The sequence below is a fragment of the Mycobacterium sp. Aquia_216 genome (genome assembly GCF_026723865.1).
In the GTDB taxonomy this organism is placed as follows: domain Bacteria; phylum Actinomycetota; class Actinomycetes; order Mycobacteriales; family Mycobacteriaceae; genus Mycobacterium.
Genome location: NZ_CP113529.1, coordinates 5,527,084 through 5,546,880, shown reverse-complemented (window position 1 = coordinate 5,546,880; position 19,797 = coordinate 5,527,084). Strand labels below are relative to the sequence as shown.

The window sequence follows — 19,797 nt, the reverse complement described above, 5'->3', positions numbered from 1 at the left end:
CAATGGCGCTGAGGGCTGTATATCCGCGATTGAGCCGCCAATTCGAGAGGCCGGTTGCAGCGTTGGGCCGGATCGGCGACCATGCTCTGTTTTACGGTAGAGCGCTCGCCGGGATCCCGTTTGCAGCTACTCATCACAGGCGCGAAGTCATTCGACTGATTGCCGAGATCAGCATGGGCGCGGGCACTTTGGCGATGATTGGCGGGACCGTCGTGATCGTCGGCTTCCTGACGCTGGCGGCGGGCGGCACCCTGGCCATTCAGGGTTACACCTCGCTGGGCAATATCGGCATCGAGGCGCTGACGGGCTTTCTGGCCGCGTTCATCAACGTGCGTATCGCGGCACCGGTGGTCGCCGGGATCGGTCTGGCGGCCACCTTCGGCGCCGGGGTGACTGCTCAGCTGGGCGCCATGCGGATCAATGAAGAAGTCGATGCGTTAGAGGCCATGGCCATTCGGCCGGTTGCCTATTTGGTGAGCACCAGGATCCTGGCGGGAATGCTGGCCATCACGCCGTTGTACAGCATCGCCGTAATCCTGTCGTTCGTGGCCAGTGAGTTCACCACGACGTTCTTGCTCGGACAGTCGCAGGGTTTGTACCAACACTATTTCGACACGTTCCTGAACCCGATCGACTTGTTGTGGTCGTTCCTGCAGGCCGTCCTGATGGCGCTCACCATCCTGCTAATCCACACCTATTACGGGTATTTCGCCGCGGGCGGCCCGGCCGGTGTCGGCAACGCGACTGGTAACGCGGTGCGCACCTCGCTCATCGTCGTGGTGTCGGTGACGCTGCTGATCTCACTTTCTATTTACGGTTCCAACGGCAACTTCAACCTGTCCGGTTAGCAGAGGAGGTGGAAGGGCAGTGACGCAGAGTGCACCAGCGGGTCGCGGCGCGATCGCCGGCCGACCCCCGCGCGCCGGCCATGCCCGGCCGCCGGGCGGACGGAATTACCTGCCACCCCTGATCGGACTGATCACCGTCGTCGTCATTTGCTTGATTTTCGCGTTGGCGGTGGGTCTGTTTCAGGGATCCTTTACCGAAACCGTTCCGGTGACTGTGATTTCGCAACGAGCCGGCCTGGTCATGAACCCGGACGCCAAGGTCAAGATGCGCGGCGTGCAGGTGGGCAGGGTCGCTTCGATCGAATCGCTGCCCAACGGCCAAGCGGCCATTCACTTGGCGATGGACCCCTCGCAATTGCGCTTCATCCCCGGCAACGTGCTGGTCGACATCGCGTCATCGACGGTGTTCGGCGCGAAGTCCGTCCAGCTGGTAGAACCTGCCCAACCCTCGGCGCAGCGGCTACACGGTGGTCAGACCCTGCAGGGCCAGCACGTCATGGTTGAAATCAACACGGTGTTCCAGCAATTGGTGTCGGTTCTGGCCCAGATCGACCCGCCGAAGCTCAACGAGTCACTGGGTGCCCTGGCGCAAGCGTTCAGCGGGCGAGGTCCCAAGCTCGGCCAATCCCTGACCGACTTGGATTCATTTCTGGCCAGGCTGGAGCCGAGTCTTCCCGCATTCAGGCATGACCTCGCAGTCTTACCGGTGGTGGCCAACGCCTACGCCGACGCGGCACCGGACCTGGTGAAGACCGCGGCTAACGCGACCCGGATCAGCAAGACGATCGTCGATGAGCAGCGCAACCTGGATGCATTGCTGATCAGCGCGATCGGCTTGGCCGATATCGGCAACGACGTCTTGTCGGCGAATCGCCAACCACTGACGGATGTGATGCATCTGCTGGTGCCGACCACCGATCTGACCAACGAGTACCACGAAGCGCTTACCTGCAGTTTCGCCGGGCTTATACAGATTGGGCACGGTGCCCCACTGTCGGAGCCGAGCATCAACATATCGGCCAGCCTCACGTTGGGCGCCGAACGCTATCGGTATCCGACGAACCTGCCCAAGGTTGCGGCGACGGGCGGCCCCCAGTGCGTGGGTCTGCCGAAGCTGCCGTTCAACACGAACCCGCCGCAATTGATTACCGATATCGGCGCCAACCCGGTGGGGTACGGAAACCCGCAGGTGCTGCTCAACTCCGACCTCCTCAAGCAGTTGTTGTACGGGCCGATCGCCGGTCCCCCGCGCAACCCCGCTCAGATCGGACAACAGGGATGAGAACGCGCGCCACGCTGATCAAGTTCGCGGCCTTCGCGGTCGTGATGGCGATTCTTACCGCCTCCCTGTTCTTCATCTTCGGCCAGTACCGGACGGGTTCGACGACCGAGTATTCGGCCGTGTTCACCGACGTGTCGCGTCTCAAGCCGGGTCAGTCGGTGCGGGTCGCCGGGATCCGGGTGGGCACCGTCGATAGCGTTTCCTTGCAGCCGGACAAAAAAGTTGTGGTGAAGTTCGACGCCGACCGCAACGTCGTCCTCACCGAGGGCACCAGGGCGGCGGTCCGCTACCTCAACCTCGTGGGCGACCGCTACCTCGAACTGATCGACGGTCCGGGGGCAACCAGGCATCTGGCGGCCGGCGGTCAGATTCCCGTCAGCCGCACCGCACCGGCACTTGACCTCGATCTGCTGCTCGGTGGACTGAAACCCGTTACCCAGGGCCTGAATGCGCGCGATGTCAACGCGCTCACCTCCGGGTTGTTGCAGGTGTTCCAGGGTCAAGGCGGGACACTCGAGTCGCTGTTCACCAAGGCGACCTCGTTTTCAAATGCCTTGGCCGACAACGATCAAACCGTGCAGCAACTGATCGACAACCTCAACATCGTGGTCGGCACGGTTGCCAAGGACGGTAAACAGTTCTCCGGTGCCGTGGATCGCCTCGAGCAGCTGATCAGCGGGCTGTCGGAGGACCGCAACACCATCGGGTCTGCCATTGACGCCCTCGACAAGGGAACAGCGTCGCTGGCAGATCTGCTGGCCAGCGCGCGGCCGCCGCTGTCCGGCACCATAGCTCAGTTGAATCGGCTGGCGCCGATACTCGATGGCGACAAGGACCGCCTCGACGCCGCAATCGGGAAGGCGCCCAAGAACTACCGCAAGCTGGTCCGACTCGGCGTAGCCGGGGCCACCATCCCGTACTACCTCTGCCAGCTGGAGCTCCGCGGCACGGATCTTCAGGGCAGGACGGTGCACTCCAATATCTTTAGGTCAGATGCAGGAAGGTGCACAGAACCCTAATGCTCAAGTATCGCGGAGGCGGGCGGGTCAAGGCCGGACTCATCGGCGTCATCCTGGCGGTGATGGTCATCCTGGTGGGCCTATCGCCCGATCGGTTCGTTGCGTGGGCGACGATGGTCAGGTACCAGGCGCTGTTTTCGGAGGCCGGCGGCATTGCGGCCGGCAACCCCGTGATCGTGTCGGGGATGAAGGTCGGCACGGTGTCGGATGTGTCGCTGCGGCACGGCGATGCCCTGTTGACGTTCGCGATGAAGGGCGACGTCCTGCTCGGGTCGGAGACCACCGCGCACATTCGCACCGGTTCGCTGCTGGGTGAGCGGATGTTGACGTTGGAGTCCGCAGGCGGCGGCACGCTGCATCCGATGGCTCTCATCCCGGTCTCGCGGACGTCCTCGCCCTATTCGTTGACGGAAGCGGTCAGCGACCTTACGTCGGACACCGCTGGAACCAACACCACGGCGCTGAATCAGTCGTTGGACACGCTGTCGGCGACACTCGATCAGCTCGCACCCCAAATGGGGCCGGCGTTCGACGCACTCACGCGGTTGTCACGCACCCTCAACAGCCGTAACAAGAACCTGGGCGACTTGTTCAAGAGCGCCAGCGATGTCACCGGGGTTCTTTCCGAACGCAGCCAACAGGTCAACAAGCTCATCCTCAACTCCGATTCTCTGCTCCAAGTCCTGGTGGCGCGGCGACAAGAAATCGTGGACCTGCTGGCCAACACGTCGGTGGTGGCCAAGCAGCTAACGGCGTTGGTGCACGACAACGAAAGCACGTTGGCACCGACGCTGGAGAGGCTGAACAGGGTGACCGGCGTGCTGGAGAAGAACCGCGACAACATCGCCAAAGCGCTGCCGGGTCTCGCCAAATTCGAGATCACCGTCGGTGAGGGGATCGCCAGCATGTACGCCTACTCGGCGTTCGTCCCGAACTTCCTTGCCCCGCAACTCTTCCAGCCGTTGTTCGACTACCTCTGGGGATTCCGTACCTTCGACACTTCTCGCGGTCCCGGCTTCCCGTCGCCGGTACCTCGGTCGTTGACTCCCTGGCCGTACAACGCTGTTCCGGCATGCCCTGGCTGCACGTTGGGCGGCAGGGTCGGAGGATCGCAATGATCCCGCGCAAAAGGCTGGCGGCCGTAGCGGCGGTTGTCCTGGTCGTGCTGATCCTTGCCGGCGTGGCCGTGGTCGTCCGTAATACGGTCTTCGGCCCACGGACGATAACCGCCTACTTCACCACCACCACCGCGATCTACCCCAGCGACGAGGTGCGGGTGTCGGGCGTCAAAGTCGGCAACATCAAATCCATTCAGCCGCAAGGCACACAGGCCAAGATGACCCTCGAGGTCGACCGCGACGTGCCCATTCCGGCGGACGCGAAGGCGATTATCGTCGCCTCGAATCTGGTGTCTGCCCGCTACGTCCAGCTCTCACCGGCATATCGCGATAGTGGGCCGGTAATGCGCGATGGGGCAGTTATACCGGTCGAACGGACTGCGGTGCCGGTCGAGTGGGACGAGGTCAAAACCCAGTTGATGCGTCTGGCAACGGATCTGGGGCCCAAGAGTGGGGTATCGGGCACGTCCGTCGGTCGTTTCATCGACAGCGCCGCCAATGCTCTAGATGGTAACGGCGACAAGCTGCGGCAAACCCTCGGTCAACTGTCAGGGGTGGCCCGGATCCTCGCCAACGGTAGCGGCAACATCGTCGACATCATCAAGAACTTGCAGACCTTCGTCGGCGCGCTACGTGACAGCAACGTCCAGATCGTGCAGTTCAACGACCGGCTGGCCACGCTCACCAGCGTGGTGAACGACAGCAAATCCGATCTGGACGCGGCGCTTACGGATTTGTCGACGGCGGTCGGAGAGGTGCAGCGATTCATCGCCGGGACTCGCAATCAGACCAGCGAGCAAATTGCCAGGCTGGCCGACGTCACGCAGAACCTGGTCGATCACCACATGGCCCTGGAAAACATCCTGCACGGCGCGCCGAACGCTCTCGGCAACTTCTTCAACGATTACAACGCCGACACCGGAACGATCGTGGGAGGGTTCGGGCTGATGAACTTCGCGAATCCCACGTGGGGGGGTCAGCTTCTGCTGTCCATACCGGGCTGCGACCAAATCGGCGCCATCGAGAACGTTACCGCGGTCGAATCGGGCAAGCTGTGCGCCCTGTTCATGGGTCCCGGATTGCGATTGCTCAACTTCAATAACTCGCCACTTCCGATCAACTTTGCCCTGCAGAAGTCCGTCGACCCGTCCAAGATCCTCTACACCGAACCGCGCTTGGCGCCCGGCGGCGCGGGCCCGAAGCCCGGACCGGCCGAGATCCCGCCCGCGGTGTCGGCATATACCGGCCTGCCGGGTGATCCGGTGGGACCGCCGGGGTCGGTGCCCCTGGGCCCAATACCGGGAGCCGCGATGCCGCTCCCGCCCCCGCCGTCGACACCGATGCCGCCACCACCGCCACCGGCGTTCGGCGCGTCGGACATGCTGTTACCGGCCGATGGGCCACAACAATGATCGCCCGGATGGCGGCCCTGCGACCATGCGGGCGCTCGGCCCGAGGTGGGGGTGCCTCCCGCTGGCGGGGGAAAGCTGGGCCATCAGGCTTGGTTCGGCGGGTGGTCACCATCGGTTGTTGTGTGGTGTTGTCGGCGACGGGATGCGCATTCCATGGCCTGAATTCGCTACCGCTGCCGGGGGCGGTCGGCCGTGGGCCGGGGGCTAACGTCTACCACGTCGAGCTGCCGAATGTCGGGACGATGGAATCGAATTCGCCGGTGATGATCGACGATGTCGTGGTCGGCAGTGTCGGTGCGATGCGGGTGCAAGGTTGGCACGCCGACGTCGAGATCTCGGTCAAGCGCGATGTCGTCGTGCCGGCCAACGTGATAGCCACTGTCGGTCAGACCAGCCTGCTGGGCTCGATGCATGTGGAGCTCAATACGCCGCTGGGCCAGTCGGGAAGCGGGCGGCTGCAGCCGGGGGCGACCATCCCGCTGAGCCGGTCGACCGCCTACCCGTCGACGGAGCAGACGCTGTCGTCGCTGGGCGCGGTCGTCAACGGCGGGGGGCTGGGACAGATCGGGGAGATCGTCCATAATTTCTCGGCCGCCCTGTCGGGGCACGAGGGCGCGTTTCGTGATCTGATTACTCGCCTCGACACGTTCGTGGGAACTCTGGATGATCAGCGGGATAACCTCGTTGACTCGATTGAGGCGCTGAACCGGCTTGCGGCCACCTTCGCCGGTCAACGCGACGTCATCACCGAGGCGCTGCACAAGATTCCGCCCGCGCTTGATGTGTTGCTCAAGGAGCGCCCGCGCCTGACGGCCGCTCTGGAGCACCTTCGGGTGTTCAGCAATACCGCCACCCGGTTGGTCAACGACACCCAGGCCGACCTGGTCAAGAACCTCAAAAACCTGGAGCCGACCATCAAAGCGCTCGCCGACGTCGGACCGGAGCTGGGCGTGGCGATCGCGGCCGGGTTCGTGTTCCCGTTCACCCAGAACTTCGTCGACCGCGCGGTCCGAGGCGACTACTTCAATCTGCATGTCGATCTTGACATCTCGATTCCACGGCTCAAGAAGGGATTGCTGCTAGGAACCCACTGGGGGCAGCTGGACGAGCCCATACCGCCGCTGCCCGGGGAGCCGTATCGCATGAATTACACCCTCGATCCTCTGCATAACCCCGTGCGGCCGCCGTGGGTCGATCCCAATGCGCTTCCCCTGCCCGGGCCGCCGCCGGGTATCCCGCTTCCTGGCCCGCCACCGGGTGCGGTCCCGCTGCCTGGCCCGCCACCGGCACCGGTGCCTGACGCGGATCTTGGTCAAGCGCCGCCGGCAACCGCACCGACGGGAGGCGGTGGATAGATGCTGACGCGCTTCGTTCGGATCCAGTTGGCGATCTTCACGATCGTCGGGACCCTTGGCGTGATCGCGATGGTCCTCTTCTACATCCAAGCGCCGACCCTGCTGGGCATCGGCCGGATGACCGTGACGCTGGAGTTGCCGGCGACCGGCGGCCTGTACCAGTTTTCCAACGTGACTTACCGTGGGGTTCAGGTCGGCAAGGTCACTTCAGTGGGTTTGACGCCGACCGGCGCGAAAGCGACGCTGTCGCTTAACACTTCACCCAAGGTGCCTGCAGACCTGACGGCAGCGGTGCTCAGTGTCTCCGCGGTGGGTGAACAGTATGTGGACTTGCGGCCCAGAACCGATTCGCCGCCGTACCTGCACGACGGCTCGGTTATCGCCATGCGCGACACGACTATTCCGCAGGCGGTCGGACCGATGCTCGAGCAGGTCAACGCCTTGGTCGGCAGCATCCCGAAGTCCAAACTCGGCCAATTGCTCGACGAGACCTTCCAGGGCTTCAACGGCACCGGCTACGACCTGGGGTCGCTGCTCGATTCCTCAGAGACACTGTCCCGCGATTCCAACAGCGTCGTCGATCGCACCCGAGCCCTCACCGAAGACACTGGGCCGCTCTTGGATACCCAGGCACGCACCACCGATTCGATCAGGACGTGGGCACGTAGCTTCGCCGGGATCTCAGATGTGTTGGCGAACAACGATTCCCACTTCCGGACTATCCTCCAAAATGGTCCTGATGCTGCGAACGAGGCGTCCCGGCTTCTCGAACAAATAAAACCAACGCTGCCGGTGCTGCTCGCAAACCTGACTACCATCGGGCAGATCGGTATCACCTATCACCCGTCGATCGAGCAGCTGCTGGTGTTGCTGCCGTCCGCGGTCGCTATCGAGCAGGCCGCTCAGGGCGAAAACCATCCCGACGGTAAGGCCTGGGGCGACTTCGCACTCACGATCGACGATCCGCCTATTTGTACGGTCGGCTTCATGCCACCCAACACCTGGCGATCCCCGGACGACCTGAGCGACATCGATACACCGGACGGTTTGTATTGCAAACTCCCGCAGGATTCACCGCTCGCGGTCCGCGGTGCCCGCAACTATCCATGCATGGGTCACCCGGGTAAGCGCGCGCCTACCGTCGAAATCTGCAACAGCGACAAGCCGTTCATGCCGCTGGCGATGCGCCAGCACACTCTCGGTCCCTACCCGCTGGATCCGAACCTGCTTGCCCAGGGCGTCCCGCCCGATGACCGGATTACCGGCAACGACAGAATCTTCGGCCCGGTGGAGGGAACACCGCTGCCGCCGGGAGCGGTGCCGCGCGGCACACCCGCGGGGCCGCGGGGAGAAAATCCACCACCGGGCACGGTCGGAGCAGCTGTTCCCCCCGTGCCGTCGTCGGGACCGACGCTGGCACCCTTCTCGCGAATGTCGGCTGAGCTTCCGTCCATCGCACCACTCGACGTGCCGTTACCGGGCGAACTTCCCGCGCCACCGCCGCCACCGCCCGCCCCGGCAGCACAGGATCAGGCCGACGGTGGACAGCCCCAGGCTGCGCCAAGCTCGTTCGGAGCCAAGGCATCCAAGCCTGCGCCGTCGGTCGTGGTGGCACAGTACGATCCGCACACCGGTCGTTATGTCGGTCCGGACGGGAAGTTGTACGAGCAGTCGGATCTCGCGACCTCGAAGGCGCCGAAGACGTGGAAGGACATGCTTCCCACCTGAAGTCGCCCTTCGACCATGCCCGACATAGGGTGCCGCCCGCTTGCGGGGAAGGGAGCCTGACTCGACGACCGCCCGGTCAGCTCAGCTGGTCGAGGCGCAACGGCATTGCGATATCAAGCCACTGGTTTTGCCCGCAGGCGCCGCTTGGGCCGACCGTCTTGTCCTTGCCGGATAAGGTCCGCGACCCGACTTGGTATCCACCATTGTCGTTCACCGGGAAGAAATAGAACGTCTGCTGTCCGGGGAACGCGGTACCGTCTTCACACCGCTCCCAATTCGGCACCTCGCGTTTCACCTTCCACATCTCCCCATCATTCATGTACAGGGGCGCGGTCCATCCCTGGTCACTCGTCACCGTGCCGTGGCATTCCTGGAATGTGACGCACGTCGAGCTGATGGTCCATATCTGGTACACCGTCGGCTCGCCGAAGTATTGATCATTTCTCTGGGCCCAATCGCCAATAGACGTGGCGCGGAACGTCCCATTGATAGCCACTTCTTCCTTGGTTGTTGCGTGGGCTGGGGATGCCGTGCCCAAACCGCTGAATGCAGTGGCAGCCACCAGCGTTGCGGTGGTGAATGCTTTTACTGAACGCATCAGGTACTCCTCGAAGCGCATAATCCGACAGTGCCTCTGGCAGCTTTTCGCCATCGGTTGCGGCGTTCTCGAGCGATGACGTTACACCGCTTCGGCCGGCCAGGTAACGGTTAGAACAAGATTTGCCGCACTCATCCGACCGGCTCGAATTTCGCGATCAGCCAAGAACCATTGACCTTTGTCAGCGTGACCAGGACGGCGCTCCCCGTCTTCTCGGGTTCTTTCTTTTGCACGCTTGCCGTGGTCTGGTCGACGAAAACCAGCACGACGGCGGAATCGGGATGCAAATCCGAAACTGCCGCCCGAATCACCTTGGCGGTCGTCGTCAATTGCCCCTGCTGGGCCGTCGGCGCGACGACATTGTCGGTGAATTTGTTGTAGTAGGTCAGAAAGTCGCCGGTAAGATGCGATTTCGCGTTGTCGAAATCGCGATTTAAATGGTCGTAGGAATACGACAACACCGCCACAGCGCCATCGGACGCCGCCTGCACTGCCCGGTGCGCCGCCGCATCGTCGATTCGCTGATCCGGCCGGTACAGAACGAAGTACACACCGGCGGCGACTCCTACGGCGGCAACGACGAACGTTGTCGCGACTATCGACAGCCACCTTGCCCAACACCGGCGGGCCCAGTGCCGGATCGCTGCGAGCCGGCTCAAGCGTGCCGATGCCTCCCCGGCGGGTGGCCGCCCCTCCTGCTCGGCGGGCGGAATCTCCGTGCTGGCAATCGCCGTTTCCGTGTTGTCCAGCGACGAGCCATGCTCGACAGTCATTGCAGGAAATCAACTTTCGACATCTTGAGCTGGCCGCCGTCGCGGTCCATATTGACACTGAGCCGAAACAGGGCAGGTGGTGGTTTGACGTTATCTGGCCCAGTGGGAGCGGTTTTCGCCGCCACGAGCACGACTCCCGAATTGTCGCTCAACGACTCGACGGAAACGGCCTCCACGGTGACCTTGCTGCCGACCTTCGAGTCCTCGGCCTTCTTGACGATCAGGGTTGACAGCACTGACAGCGTGTTCTTTTGGTCGCCCGTAGAGGCATCGATCATGCGCTGGACGTCCTCCCTGGCATGATCGGGGTCAATCGACATCAGCGCCGTAATCCCTTGCCGGGCAGCAGCAGTGAACTCCGCGGCGAGCTGCCGATTATGCACCGCGGTGTGGTGCTGCCACACCATGTAACCGCTTGCGCCGAGGGAAGCGGAGGCGAGCACGGTGCCGACGCCGACAGTTATTAATTTCCGCCCTGGGCGGCGAAGCCACCGCGGACGCCCGGGACGACGGGGGAACCGTAGCCGTTTCCGGGTCGGCTTAACGGGGCGCTGCTCGACGTCTCGTGACCCGGTGTCGTTGTCCGCGTCCCCGGTTTCTGCCGCCTGGCGCAGCCGGGCGAGACGCGCCCGAGCCGCCTCGGCGTGGGCTTCGGCCTCGGCAACTTCGTCTTCTGTGCCCGGTTCCGCGACGGGCGCTAGCGCGCCGGAGTCGACGTGGGCGTCAGGGCCCTCCGAATCGTGCACGGAGAAGCAGCTTATCACTTCGGCCTGGGCTCAATGCCTTAGTCGGGCAGCTCCCTTCATGGGCTTTACATGCGGAAATGCATGCGCGTGAGGGGGCGGGTCGAAGTAGCGTTCGGGGTTCTCCGGCGCGGACGACCATTCTGCTCAGGCGATCTTCTCCAACTAGGAGAATTTTCTTTTCGGGTGTGGCAAAGTGATCGGGTGCGATCAATCGTGGCCCTATTTGCCGCGTTACTTGGCGCGGGTGTGCTGGCGGCGCCGCCATCTTTTGCCGGGCCGACCGTCTGCGACTACCCCGACTGCACACCGGGCATCATGCCGCATCAGGTCCTCGGAGCGCCGTGTGACAACACCACCTATTACGCCTTTGGTGTCGCGGACAATTATGTCTCCTTCGCCTCGCAGCCCGGACGGCTGATGTTCTGCGGTTCGCCGCGCAGATATCAGCCCCGATGGTTCCGGTCGCCGCCAATGGCAGGAGTCAAGGACGAAGGCGCCAACTGCCAGAATTACCAGAACTACGTCGCGCAATCGCCCGATGGCCTGTTCCTGATCTGTTTTGCCCACGACGGCATTATGAGCTGGGTCCGCGCCGACACGTAGTAAGGACGGCGTAGCCGTTTCGGAAATGGCCGCCCTTAGTCCGCGGCCACCTCGATCTCGGCCGGATGGATGAGTCGGCGGGTGATGCGCCGCAGTTGGCAACGCAGTGTTTCGTCGTCGATGCCGGCCACCAAGGGGTGCACCACTCCCACCGCAATGGCCCCCGACATCATCGCCGCCAGCACCTGGCTGTCGTCGCCGGCGTCGCCGACCAGCACTCGGTAGAGGCGACGCACGAATTGCTGGAACGGTTCTTGCTCGCCGAGCAACCGGACAATGACCGGGTCGAACTGCAGGGTGCTGGCCGCGCCGCGACGTTCGACGGCGATATCGATGACCCGGTCCAGCAGCAAATCGCGGGCCCGCGGCGGGTGGTCCTCGGCCTCGGCGGCGTCCAGGGCGTCTTCCAAACCCCCGAGTTCGCGTTCGGTCAGCGCGATGACGATCTGCTCTTTGGTATTGAACTGGTGATAGACCGCCGCCTTGGTGACCCCTACCGCGTCGGCGATCATCTGCAACGACGTCCCGCCAACACCGTGGTCCGCAATGAGTTTCAGCGCCGCATCCATGATGCGCGTCTGCGCTGCAGTGCGCCTGATGGAGCTGAACCGGGGTCCGGCCGGCGGGGAAACCACCCCCAGAGCGTAGCCGAGCGGCTATTGACGCTTGGATAGCCGTTCGGCTAGCTTCGCTGACGAGCCGAACCTGGTGAGCGGGTACGCGCCGGAAGGAGTCAGACAATGTCCGACGGCAGCGAGAACACGGAAAGCCCGCGGCGTTCGCGGCCGTCGGCGCGGGATACCGACGGTGAGGTGATCCTGCTGTGGACGCTGCCCGTCACGGTGATCCTCTGGATCGCCGCCTTCTTCCTGTTTCCGGGCTTCAATCCGCCGATGTCACCCTCGATGCCGGCGGAGCAGGTTGCCGCGTTCTATCGGGATCCGGCCCACATCCCGGAGATCCGATACAGCATGATCGTGTTCAACTGGTTCGGCGTGTGCCTGGTCCCGATCCTGGCTCTGATCGTGCTGCAGATCCGCCGGATGGCACATCGGACGCCGATCTTCTCCTACGCGATGCTGGGTTGTGTGGCCGGTGGCCCGACATTGTTTCTCGTCGCCAACGTCTGCTGGCTGCTGGCCGCCTATCGTCCCGAGCGCAGCCCGGCGCTGACTCAGCTGCTCAACGACTTCGGCTGGATGACTTTCACCATCCTGGTGCCTTTTCTGATTGGGCAAAGCGTAATCCTCGCCTTGGCAATCTATTTCGATGATCAGCCACGTCCGGTATTCAGCCGTTGGGTGGCCCACTTCAACCTTCTCGTGGCGGCGGCGCTGACGCCAGCAGCCTTTGTCGGCGTGTCATTGACCGGGCCGCTGGCGTGGGATGGCTTCCTGTCGTTCTGGGTCAAAAACGTTGCCATCGCCGTCTGGATCGTGGTGATGGGCGTGGTCTTGGGGCAGGCTGTTTATCGCGAGCGCGCCGAAAACCGCGGGCGTCCAGATGAATTGGCCAACGCATGAGTGCGGTGATCACTCCACCGACCTGCACGGCCACGCCCCCCTCTGGCCCACTGCCTCGACGGATCGCCTGGCACGTGCGCCACAACCCCAAGCGCGAACTCTGGCTGGCGTGGGCGGTACTCGTAGTCTTCTACAACCTATTCTTCCCGGTGTTCTTCATCGTGGCACAGGTCCAGCCCCCGCCGGAGCCCACCTGGGACCGCGCGACGCAGGTCCACTGGTTCCAGGAACGCCACCTGGGCATACCACTTGGTTTCGGCATCATCTTCGCCATCGGCGGCATGATCGCAACGAACAATGCCCTGATCGCGTATTCGATGCGGCGCATGTCGGTCAGCCGCGCGTTTGCTTATTCGTATCTGATCATCTACTCGCTCAGTGCGGTTCCCGGCATGATGCTGCTCAACATTGCGCTGATCGTCGGGACGCTGCGACCGGAGCGCGACCCCGAAGCGATTGGTTGGCTCTACGACTTCGCATTCTTGTCCTTCGACGGGACCATGGGAGTCTTCCTGATCGGCTCGCTGATCTGGATGGTTGCGATTCTGCTCGACAAAAATCGCGTATTCCCCAAGTGGTTCGGCTATCTCAACCTGTGCAACGCGCTCACCGAGGTGGTCGTGGCCCCCTGCTGGATCTTCCGGCGCGGCGTGTTCGCCTGGGATGGCGAAATCGCTTGGTGGCTGGACATGGTCGTATTCGCCGTCTACCAAGTCACTTTCATTGTCATGCTATTTCAGATGATCCGCCGCGAGGACTTCGGGACGGGACGGCTGCCGGACCTGCCGCGCAAAAAGGTGGCTGCGTAGTGACCGACCTGGCCGAGAAGCGCACACGCGCCGGGGCCGTGCCGGGCCAGCCCGACATGTGGGCGTTCGTATTGTTCGAGACCTTAGTATTCACAGGGTATTTCGGCTTCTACATGTTTGCCCGCGCTCGCAACGCCGAACTCTTCGTGAACTCCCAGGCACACCTGGACGTGCGCATCGGTGTTTTCAACACCCTCGTCTTACTACTGAGCTCGTGGTCGGTGGCGCGGTGTGTTCAGTCGTCGCGCGCCGGCGAGTACCGGGCGGCGCTGCGAGACGTGTTCATCACGGCCGCATTCGCCGCGGTGTTCCTCTTCTTCAAGGTTTTCGAGTGGGCCCGGCTGGTCGGCAGCGGAAACGGGTTGGACAGCAACGACTTCTTCACCTACTACTTCTTTCTGACCGGGATCCACTTCGTTCACCTGCTGATCGGCTTTGTCGTCCTCGGCGTCATCGTCTACCAACTCCGGAGTCCGGCGCGCCGGGAGCGCAAGTTCCAGGAAAACATTGAAACCTGCGCCACCTACTGGCACACCGTCGACTTCTTGTGGGTGCTCATCTTCGCGCTGCTGTACGTGGTGAGGTGAGCAGTGAAATTCAACAAGAGGCTACTCGTGGTGTGGGTGATCCTAGCGTCGCTCACCCTTGGTTACCTGGTGATCGACCACTCGGTCGACGGGTCGCTGAAATCCAGTGCGGTGGTGACATCGAGCGTCATCGTGATCGCGCTTATCAAGGTGCGCATCATCTTTCGTGAGTTCATGGAGGTGCGAAACGCCCCGGTCTTGCTGTGCCGGCTCACCGACGCCTGGGTGGTCATGATGGCCGTCGCAATGCTCGGCTGTTATTTCGTCGGACTGCAGATCCGTTAGTACTCGCCAAGGAGCGGTTCAGCCCACGGGCGCGACCGCGTCTGCGGTCGTGAACGACAGGTGTAGTTCGCTCAAGCCGCGCAGGATGTAAGTCGGCTCGTAGTTATACCGGCGATCGGCGGCCGGCCCGTGGTGGGCTTCGTTGATTTCGATGCCTGGCATCCGATCCAGGATGCGTTCGATGGAGACCCGTCCCTCCACTCGGGCCAGCGGTCCGCCCGGGCAGGAGTGCACACCGCGGGCAAAGGCCATGTGCTCGCGGACATTCTTGCGGCGGATGTCGAACTCGTGCGGGTTCTCGAACCGGCGCGGGTCGCGATTGGCCGCCCCCGGCAGCACCATCACAACGGTGCCCGGGGCGATATCGACCCCGCCTACGGAGGTGGCCTTGCGGGCCAGCCGGCAGTCGCTCTTGACGGGGCTGTCCATGCGCAGGGATTCCTCGATGAACCCGGGAATCAGGCTGCGGTCGTCGCGAAGCTCCTGTTGTATGTCGGGGCGGTCACCAATGACCTGGAGCGCGGCGCTGAGCAGTTTGGCCGTGGTCTCCTGTCCGGCGGCGAAAAGGAACGTGGCCGAGCGAGAGATTTCGATGACCTCTGGAGTGGATCCGTCTGGATATTTCGCCGTCGCGAGCGCGGTCAGTACGTCCTCGCGTGGATTGCTGCGACGGTCCTCGATGTAGGAACAGAATTTGTCGTCGAGCCACTCTAATGGGTTGATGCCGACCGATTCGTGGTCAAGTGCCCCGACCCGGGCGCCGGGACGGTCTGCTCCCAAGACGGAGCGGAACTCCTTGTGATCCTCCTCGGGAACGCCGAGCAGATCGGCGATCACCAAGGTGGCGAACGGCTTGGAGTACTCGGCGATGAACTCGCACTCGCCGGTGCCGAGGAACTCGTCGAGTTGGCGGTCGGCGAGGCGCCACATGAACTCCTCGTTGTGCTTGAGCCGGCTCGGCGTCAGCAGCCTGCTCAGCACCGATCGGGCCTTCGTATGGTCCGGCGGATCCATCGTGACCATGTGCTCGTTCATCGGAAACGAACCGCGGTGCTGATCGATCAGCGGGCTGATGTCGTCGCCTTCGGGTTCGAAAGGCAGCGGCGGGAACGGCCCGCCGAGCGCGACGATGTTGGAGAAGGTCTCCGGGTCCTTGTAGACCTCGGTGGCTTCCGCATAACCGGTGACGGCGACGACCCCGTAATGCGGCAGGCGCAGCACCGGATTCTGGCTGCGCAGATAGTCGAAGTAGGGGTGCGGATCTGGAACCAGAGACTGATCGGTGAAGAAGTCGATCGACTCGTAGCTGCTCATCGGATGTGCGTCTCCCTGGGCTGGGTTACCGGTGATGTGCGACGGCATCGGGTACCGTCGCCCGATTCGAAATCTGCTGAGCACCTGCTTAGCATGGCAGTAATGTCGTGGTCAAGGTCACAACGCCATGCCGCGCTACGATTCCCGTGGTCGGCAGGCGAGTGCGGCCAGGACGGAGTAGCGGCATGACATCGGCCCGCAGGATCGGCGCGCCGGACGCCAAGAACCGCGGCCTGCTGCTCGACGCGGCCGAACGATTGATGATCGAAGAGGGCTACGCGTCCGTCACGTCGCGCCGACTGGCGAACAAAGCGGGGCTGAAACCTCAACTGGTGCATTATTACTTTCGCACCATGGAGGAGTTGTTCCTCGAGGTCTTCCGCCGCCGCGGTGAAGAAGCGCTCGAGGTGCACGCGCAGCTGATGAAGTCGCCGCAGCCGCTGTGGGCCGTGTGGCGATTCGGCACGGATCCCGCATTTACGCGCATTTCCATGGAATTCATGGCCCTGGCTAATCACCGCAAGGAGATGCGGGCCGAAATCGCCTATTACGCCGAACGTTTCCGCGAAGAACAACGGCAAGCGGTGACGACCGCGCTGCAGAAGTACGGCGTGGACAGCGTGGAGATGCCGCCGGCGGTGATTACCGTGCTCATGTCCAGCCTGTCGCGATTCCTGGTGCTAGAGCAGGCGGTCGGCATTTCCAACGGTCACGCCGAAACCGTCGAATTAGTCGAAAGCTATCTGCGTCGCCTGGAAGGCGAGCCGCGGCCAGTTGCGGGCATACCGGAGGAGTGGGTGGTTCACCAGTTCCGCAGCGAGCAAAGCACGCCCTTGAGGCCATCCTTGGAAACGACGACAACTCCGTCCACCGCCAGAACGCAGTGAAGCCCGGGCGTGCCGGGCTCCGTGCCCGTGCTCGCCACGACCATCGCGTAATCGTCGGGGTTCGACATGTCCAGATCGAAACTCCACGGCTTGCCCGGCCCGAGATCGACATCGACGTGCGGTGTGAACGAATACGGGTTGTGGCTGTAATCGGCGAATTTTTCCGGCTGGTGGTCCAGGTAATAGATGTCGGTGTAGATCGGATTCTCCGCGGTGACCGCATACTTGACGTGATGCATGACCGGGTCGGCATGGGCACGTGGAGTATTCACAGTGAGACCGGCACCCACCAACAGCACTGCCAGGGTCAACGCCGACCCGGCTCCCGACATTCGGTACCCGCCTGTCATGTCGCTCCTCCGGTTGCCTGGCGCGCACTGCCTGTACGGTTCATCACCCGCTCTGCGGCCCGCCAATGTGCGTCGGCAACCCACAACCGTGCAAAGGATGCTATCGCCTCATCAGGTGAAACACCGCGGATTACGCGCTTTATCTCGGACGCCGGATGGCGAGCCAGCGACTTCGCGATCGATCGCCATCCGTCGGCGGGTGAGTCGAAGGAGGCGCGGGGCAACACCTTGTCCACCAAGCCGATCCGCTCGGCATCGCCTGCGGTCAAGCTCGTTCCGGTACCGGCCAGCAGGAGCGCCCTGCTTTTGCCGACGAGCTCGGCCAGTCGCTCGGCACCGCCCCAGGCCGGCATGATCTCCAGCTCTACCTGATTGAAAGCAATCTTGATGTCGTCGGCAGCCAACCGGATGTCTGCGGCCACAGCGATTTCGGCGCCGCCGCCGAAGGCGCTTCCGTTCAGTGCGGCAATGACGGGAGCGCGGAAGTTCGCCAGCTGATCGCAGACGGACCGCATCCGCTTCGCCATCGCCGCAGCGTCCTCTTCCGTCCGCAGCGAACTCAGCTCCTTGAGGTCGCCGCCTGACACGAACGCCCGATCGCCGGCACCCTTGATGACTAGGGCGCTGGCGCCCGCCGCCGCATCGAGCGCCTTTTCCAGCTGCTCCATGGTGTCGAGCGCGATGGCGTTGCGTGCGTGCGGGCGATTAATGGTCAGCACTGCCAAACCATCGTCGAACTCTAGGTCGAGCATGCGTTGGTCGCTCCTCGGACAAGGGGCCTCGATATTGGCATTCTCTTTTCGCGAGAATAGCATCGCTGCAGGCCCAAAAACCCGTCAGCGAGGATGGAGGTGATTCGGTGCCGAACCGAATCGTGGCCACCGTTGCGGCCCTCACCTTTGCCCTGCTCGCGGCATGCACGGCGCGACCACCAGCCCAAATCTCTAGCACCGCATCTGTGAACGTCGACGGCAGCGACGCGAGTTTCCACGTCGTGAAGTGCGGTCAGTCGCAGTGGACCCGGACGATCGATATCGGCGGCAGTTTCGCCGGGGCGAAGGTTGTCATCGACCAGGGAGCGCAGCCGGCGTCAGCCGAGTCGGTACAAATCCGGAACCTGGGAGGGTTCACCGGCATGTACTCCCGAGGAGGCAGCGGCGACGCCGATATGAGCATGAGCGGCGACAAGTTCACCGTCACCGGCACCGCCAGCGGCTACAAGACCGACAAACCCGGTGAACCGGCGACCGCCCAATTCAAAATCGTCGTGACGTGCTGACCAGGGGCACCCCGCCGCCAGCCGGGGCCTGTTGCAGGCTATTCTCTCGAGAGAATAGTATTCTCACAAAACGCGAAGGAGGATTCCATGGGTCAGTTGTCGCACCGGGAGGACGTCCCTTTTCCAATTTTTGACGCGGATAACCATCTCTACGAGCCGCCGGAGGCGCTGACCAAGTTCCTGCCCAAGGAGTACAAGGACTACGTCCAGTACGTGCAGATCAACGGGCGCACCAAGATTGCCATCCGCGGCCAGATCAGCAACTACATTCCCAACCCCACCTTCGAGGTCGTTGCCCGGCCGGGTGCCTGGGAGGAGTACTTCAAGTTCGGCAATCCGGACGGCAAGACCAAGCGCGAGCTGTTCGGTGAGCCGATGCGCGCGATCCCGGCGTTCTTCGAGCCCGGCCCACGGCTGGAGGAGATGAACAAGCTGGGCCTGGATCGCACCCTGATGTTCCCGACGTTGGCCAGTCTGCTCGAGGAGCGGCTGCGCGACGATCCGGTCGCCATCCATGTCTTGGTCCATGCGCTGAACGAGTGGCTCGATGAGGTCTGGGGCTTCAACTACCAGAACCGCATCTTCACCACCCCCGTCATCACCCTGCCGATCGTCGAGAAGGCGATCGAGGAGCTGGAGTGGGCGGTCAAGCGTGGTGCCCGTGCCATCCTGGTCCGCCCGGCTCCGGTCCCCGGATTCCGCGGCCCCCGGTCGTTCGCGGTGCCCGAATTCGACCCGTTCTGGGAGCGGGTCGTCGAGTACGACCTGCTGGTCGGCATGCACTCCAGCGACAGCGGCTACTCCCGGTACACCTCCGAGTGGGACGGCGCCGACCAGGAGATGCTGCCGTTCCAGACCAATGCGATGGGCATCCTCAACGAATGGCGACCGATCCAGGACTCGGTGGGGTCGTGGGTGATTCACGGCGCGCTCTACCGCCATCCCAAGCTGAAGGTCGCGATCGTCGAAGCCGGTTCGAAGTGGATGACCCCGCTGCTCGATGGCCTGGCCGAAGTCTTCCGGAAGGCCCCGGAAGCTTTCCCGAGCGACCCCGTCGAGATGGTCAAGAACCGCATCCACGTCAGCCCGTTCTTCGAGGACGGCATCGATGATCTGGTCAACCTCGTCGGTGTGGATCAGGTGCTGTACGGCTCGGACTGGCCGCACCCGGAAGGGTTGGCGGAGCCGACCTTCTATGTAAACGCGCTGTCGCACCTTTCGGTCGACGACCAGGCAAAGATCATGGGCGGCAACCTGTCTCGACTCATCACGGTGTGACAG

Annotated in this window: 22 protein-coding genes; 15 read left to right on the top strand and 7 right to left on the bottom strand. The window is 63.1% G+C overall.

Translation table 11 applies throughout. The annotated features are described in order from the left end of the window. Positions 1-2: 2 nt before the first annotated feature. The 7 genes from OK015_RS25885 to OK015_RS25855 all read left to right on the top strand — a co-directional run bounded on the left by OK015_RS25885 (position 3) and on the right by OK015_RS25855 (position 8,762). On the top strand, positions 3-848 hold the full coding sequence (locus OK015_RS25885; RefSeq protein WP_268127431.1) for an ABC transporter permease: 846 nt from the start codon (positions 3-5) through the stop codon (positions 846-848). Positions 849-867: 19 nt separating this feature from the next. Next, a complete protein-coding gene (locus OK015_RS25880) occupies positions 868-2,130 on the top strand; it encodes an MCE family protein (protein ID WP_268127430.1) in 1,263 nt (420 codons plus the stop codon). Beyond that, positions 2,127-3,149 (top strand): MCE family protein, encoded by a 1,023-nt coding sequence (locus OK015_RS25875; RefSeq protein ID WP_268127428.1) that lies wholly within the window; start codon positions 2,127-2,129, stop codon positions 3,147-3,149. Before OK015_RS25880 ends, OK015_RS25875 begins: the two co-directional genes overlap by 4 nt. After that, complete coding sequence (locus tag OK015_RS25870) at positions 3,149-4,267, top strand: MCE family protein (protein ID WP_268127426.1); 1,119 nt, start codon at positions 3,149-3,151, stop codon at positions 4,265-4,267. Before OK015_RS25875 ends, OK015_RS25870 begins: the two co-directional genes overlap by 1 nt. After that, the gene (locus OK015_RS25865) at positions 4,264-5,679 is read left to right on the top strand and encodes an MCE family protein (RefSeq protein WP_268127423.1); all 1,416 of its coding nucleotides are present in this window, start codon (positions 4,264-4,266) and stop codon (positions 5,677-5,679) included. Before OK015_RS25870 ends, OK015_RS25865 begins: the two co-directional genes overlap by 4 nt. Positions 5,680-5,780: 101 nt before the next feature. After that, positions 5,781-7,034, top strand: coding sequence for an MCE family protein (locus OK015_RS25860; RefSeq protein ID WP_268127422.1), 1,254 nt, complete (start codon positions 5,781-5,783; stop codon positions 7,032-7,034). Next, a complete protein-coding gene (locus OK015_RS25855) occupies positions 7,035-8,762 on the top strand; it encodes an MCE family protein (protein ID WP_268127420.1) in 1,728 nt (575 codons plus the stop codon). It begins immediately after the preceding gene. 76 nt (positions 8,763-8,838) lie between these two features. On the opposite strand, the gene OK015_RS25850 is transcribed toward OK015_RS25855, so the two are convergent. The 3 genes from OK015_RS25850 to OK015_RS25840 form a co-directional block, all read right to left on the bottom strand. Continuing rightward, the gene (locus OK015_RS25850) at positions 8,839-9,360 is read right to left on the bottom strand and encodes a hypothetical protein (RefSeq protein WP_268133096.1); all 522 of its coding nucleotides are present in this window, start codon (positions 9,358-9,360) and stop codon (positions 8,839-8,841) included. A 131-nt stretch (positions 9,361-9,491) separates the two neighbouring features. Further along, the gene (locus tag OK015_RS25845; RefSeq protein WP_268127419.1) at positions 9,492-10,133 is read right to left on the bottom strand and encodes a hypothetical protein; all 642 of its coding nucleotides are present in this window, start codon (positions 10,131-10,133) and stop codon (positions 9,492-9,494) included. Further along, positions 10,130-10,879 carry a hypothetical protein gene (locus OK015_RS25840; RefSeq protein WP_268127417.1) on the bottom strand — a complete coding sequence of 250 codons (750 nt, stop codon included), beginning with the start codon at positions 10,877-10,879 and terminating at the stop codon, positions 10,130-10,132. The genes OK015_RS25845 and OK015_RS25840 overlap by 4 nt, the downstream gene beginning before the upstream one ends. Positions 10,880-11,080: 201 nt before the next feature. On the opposite strand from OK015_RS25840, the gene OK015_RS25835 reads away from it, so the two are divergent. After that, positions 11,081-11,482 (top strand): hypothetical protein, encoded by a 402-nt coding sequence (locus OK015_RS25835; RefSeq protein WP_268127416.1) that lies wholly within the window; start codon positions 11,081-11,083, stop codon positions 11,480-11,482. 35 nt (positions 11,483-11,517) lie between these two features. On the opposite strand, the gene OK015_RS25830 is transcribed toward OK015_RS25835, so the two are convergent. Continuing rightward, positions 11,518-12,051 carry a TetR/AcrR family transcriptional regulator gene (locus tag OK015_RS25830; RefSeq protein WP_268133094.1) on the bottom strand — a complete coding sequence of 178 codons (534 nt, stop codon included), beginning with the start codon at positions 12,049-12,051 and terminating at the stop codon, positions 11,518-11,520. 171 nt (positions 12,052-12,222) lie between these two features. Here OK015_RS25830 and OK015_RS25825 point away from each other — a divergent pair, with 171 nt between their 5' ends. From OK015_RS25825 to OK015_RS25810, 4 genes are read left to right on the top strand one after another with little or no spacing between them, the layout of a single operon-like run. Further along, a complete protein-coding gene (locus tag OK015_RS25825; protein WP_442791164.1) occupies positions 12,223-13,005 on the top strand; it encodes a hypothetical protein in 783 nt (260 codons plus the stop codon). Beyond that, positions 13,002-13,814, top strand: coding sequence for a hypothetical protein (locus OK015_RS25820; RefSeq protein ID WP_268127412.1), 813 nt, complete (start codon positions 13,002-13,004; stop codon positions 13,812-13,814). Before OK015_RS25825 ends, OK015_RS25820 begins: the two co-directional genes overlap by 4 nt. Further along, a complete protein-coding gene (locus OK015_RS25815) occupies positions 13,814-14,401 on the top strand; it encodes a cytochrome c oxidase subunit 3 family protein (RefSeq protein ID WP_268127410.1) in 588 nt (195 codons plus the stop codon). Before OK015_RS25820 ends, OK015_RS25815 begins: the two co-directional genes overlap by 1 nt. Before the next feature lie 3 nt (positions 14,402-14,404). Then, positions 14,405-14,686, top strand: a complete 282-nt coding sequence (locus OK015_RS25810; RefSeq protein ID WP_268127409.1) for a cytochrome C oxidase subunit IV family protein — start codon at positions 14,405-14,407, stop codon at positions 14,684-14,686. A gap of 18 nt (positions 14,687-14,704) precedes the next feature. Here the strand turns inward: OK015_RS25810 and OK015_RS25805 are convergent, their stop codons facing one another. Next, positions 14,705-16,000, bottom strand: a complete 1,296-nt coding sequence (locus tag OK015_RS25805; RefSeq protein WP_268127408.1) for a cytochrome P450 — start codon at positions 15,998-16,000, stop codon at positions 14,705-14,707. Between the two features lie 185 nt (positions 16,001-16,185). Between OK015_RS25805 and OK015_RS25800 the strand changes: the two genes are divergently transcribed. Next, entirely contained in the window at positions 16,186-16,887 is a 702-nt protein-coding gene (locus OK015_RS25800) for a TetR/AcrR family transcriptional regulator (RefSeq protein ID WP_268127407.1), read from the top strand. On the opposite strand, the gene OK015_RS25795 is transcribed toward OK015_RS25800, so the two are convergent. Both OK015_RS25795 and OK015_RS25790 read right to left on the bottom strand, forming a co-directional pair. Beyond that, positions 16,803-17,183: a hypothetical protein gene (locus OK015_RS25795; RefSeq protein ID WP_268133092.1), complete on the bottom strand. Its 381-nt coding sequence runs from the start codon at positions 17,181-17,183 to the stop codon at positions 16,803-16,805. The genes OK015_RS25800 and OK015_RS25795 overlap by 85 nt on opposite strands. A gap of 50 nt (positions 17,184-17,233) precedes the next feature. Next, complete coding sequence (locus tag OK015_RS25790; RefSeq protein ID WP_268127405.1) at positions 17,234-17,989, bottom strand: enoyl-CoA hydratase/isomerase family protein; 756 nt, start codon at positions 17,987-17,989, stop codon at positions 17,234-17,236. A gap of 107 nt (positions 17,990-18,096) precedes the next feature. Between OK015_RS25790 and OK015_RS25785 the strand changes: the two genes are divergently transcribed. Together OK015_RS25785 and OK015_RS25780 are read left to right on the top strand one after the other, a co-directional pair. Further along, positions 18,097-18,516 (top strand): lipoprotein LpqH, encoded by a 420-nt coding sequence (locus tag OK015_RS25785; RefSeq protein ID WP_268127404.1) that lies wholly within the window; start codon positions 18,097-18,099, stop codon positions 18,514-18,516. A gap of 87 nt (positions 18,517-18,603) precedes the next feature. Further along, a complete protein-coding gene (locus OK015_RS25780; protein ID WP_268127402.1) occupies positions 18,604-19,794 on the top strand; it encodes an amidohydrolase family protein in 1,191 nt (396 codons plus the stop codon). The last annotated feature ends 3 nt before the right edge of the window (positions 19,795-19,797 follow it).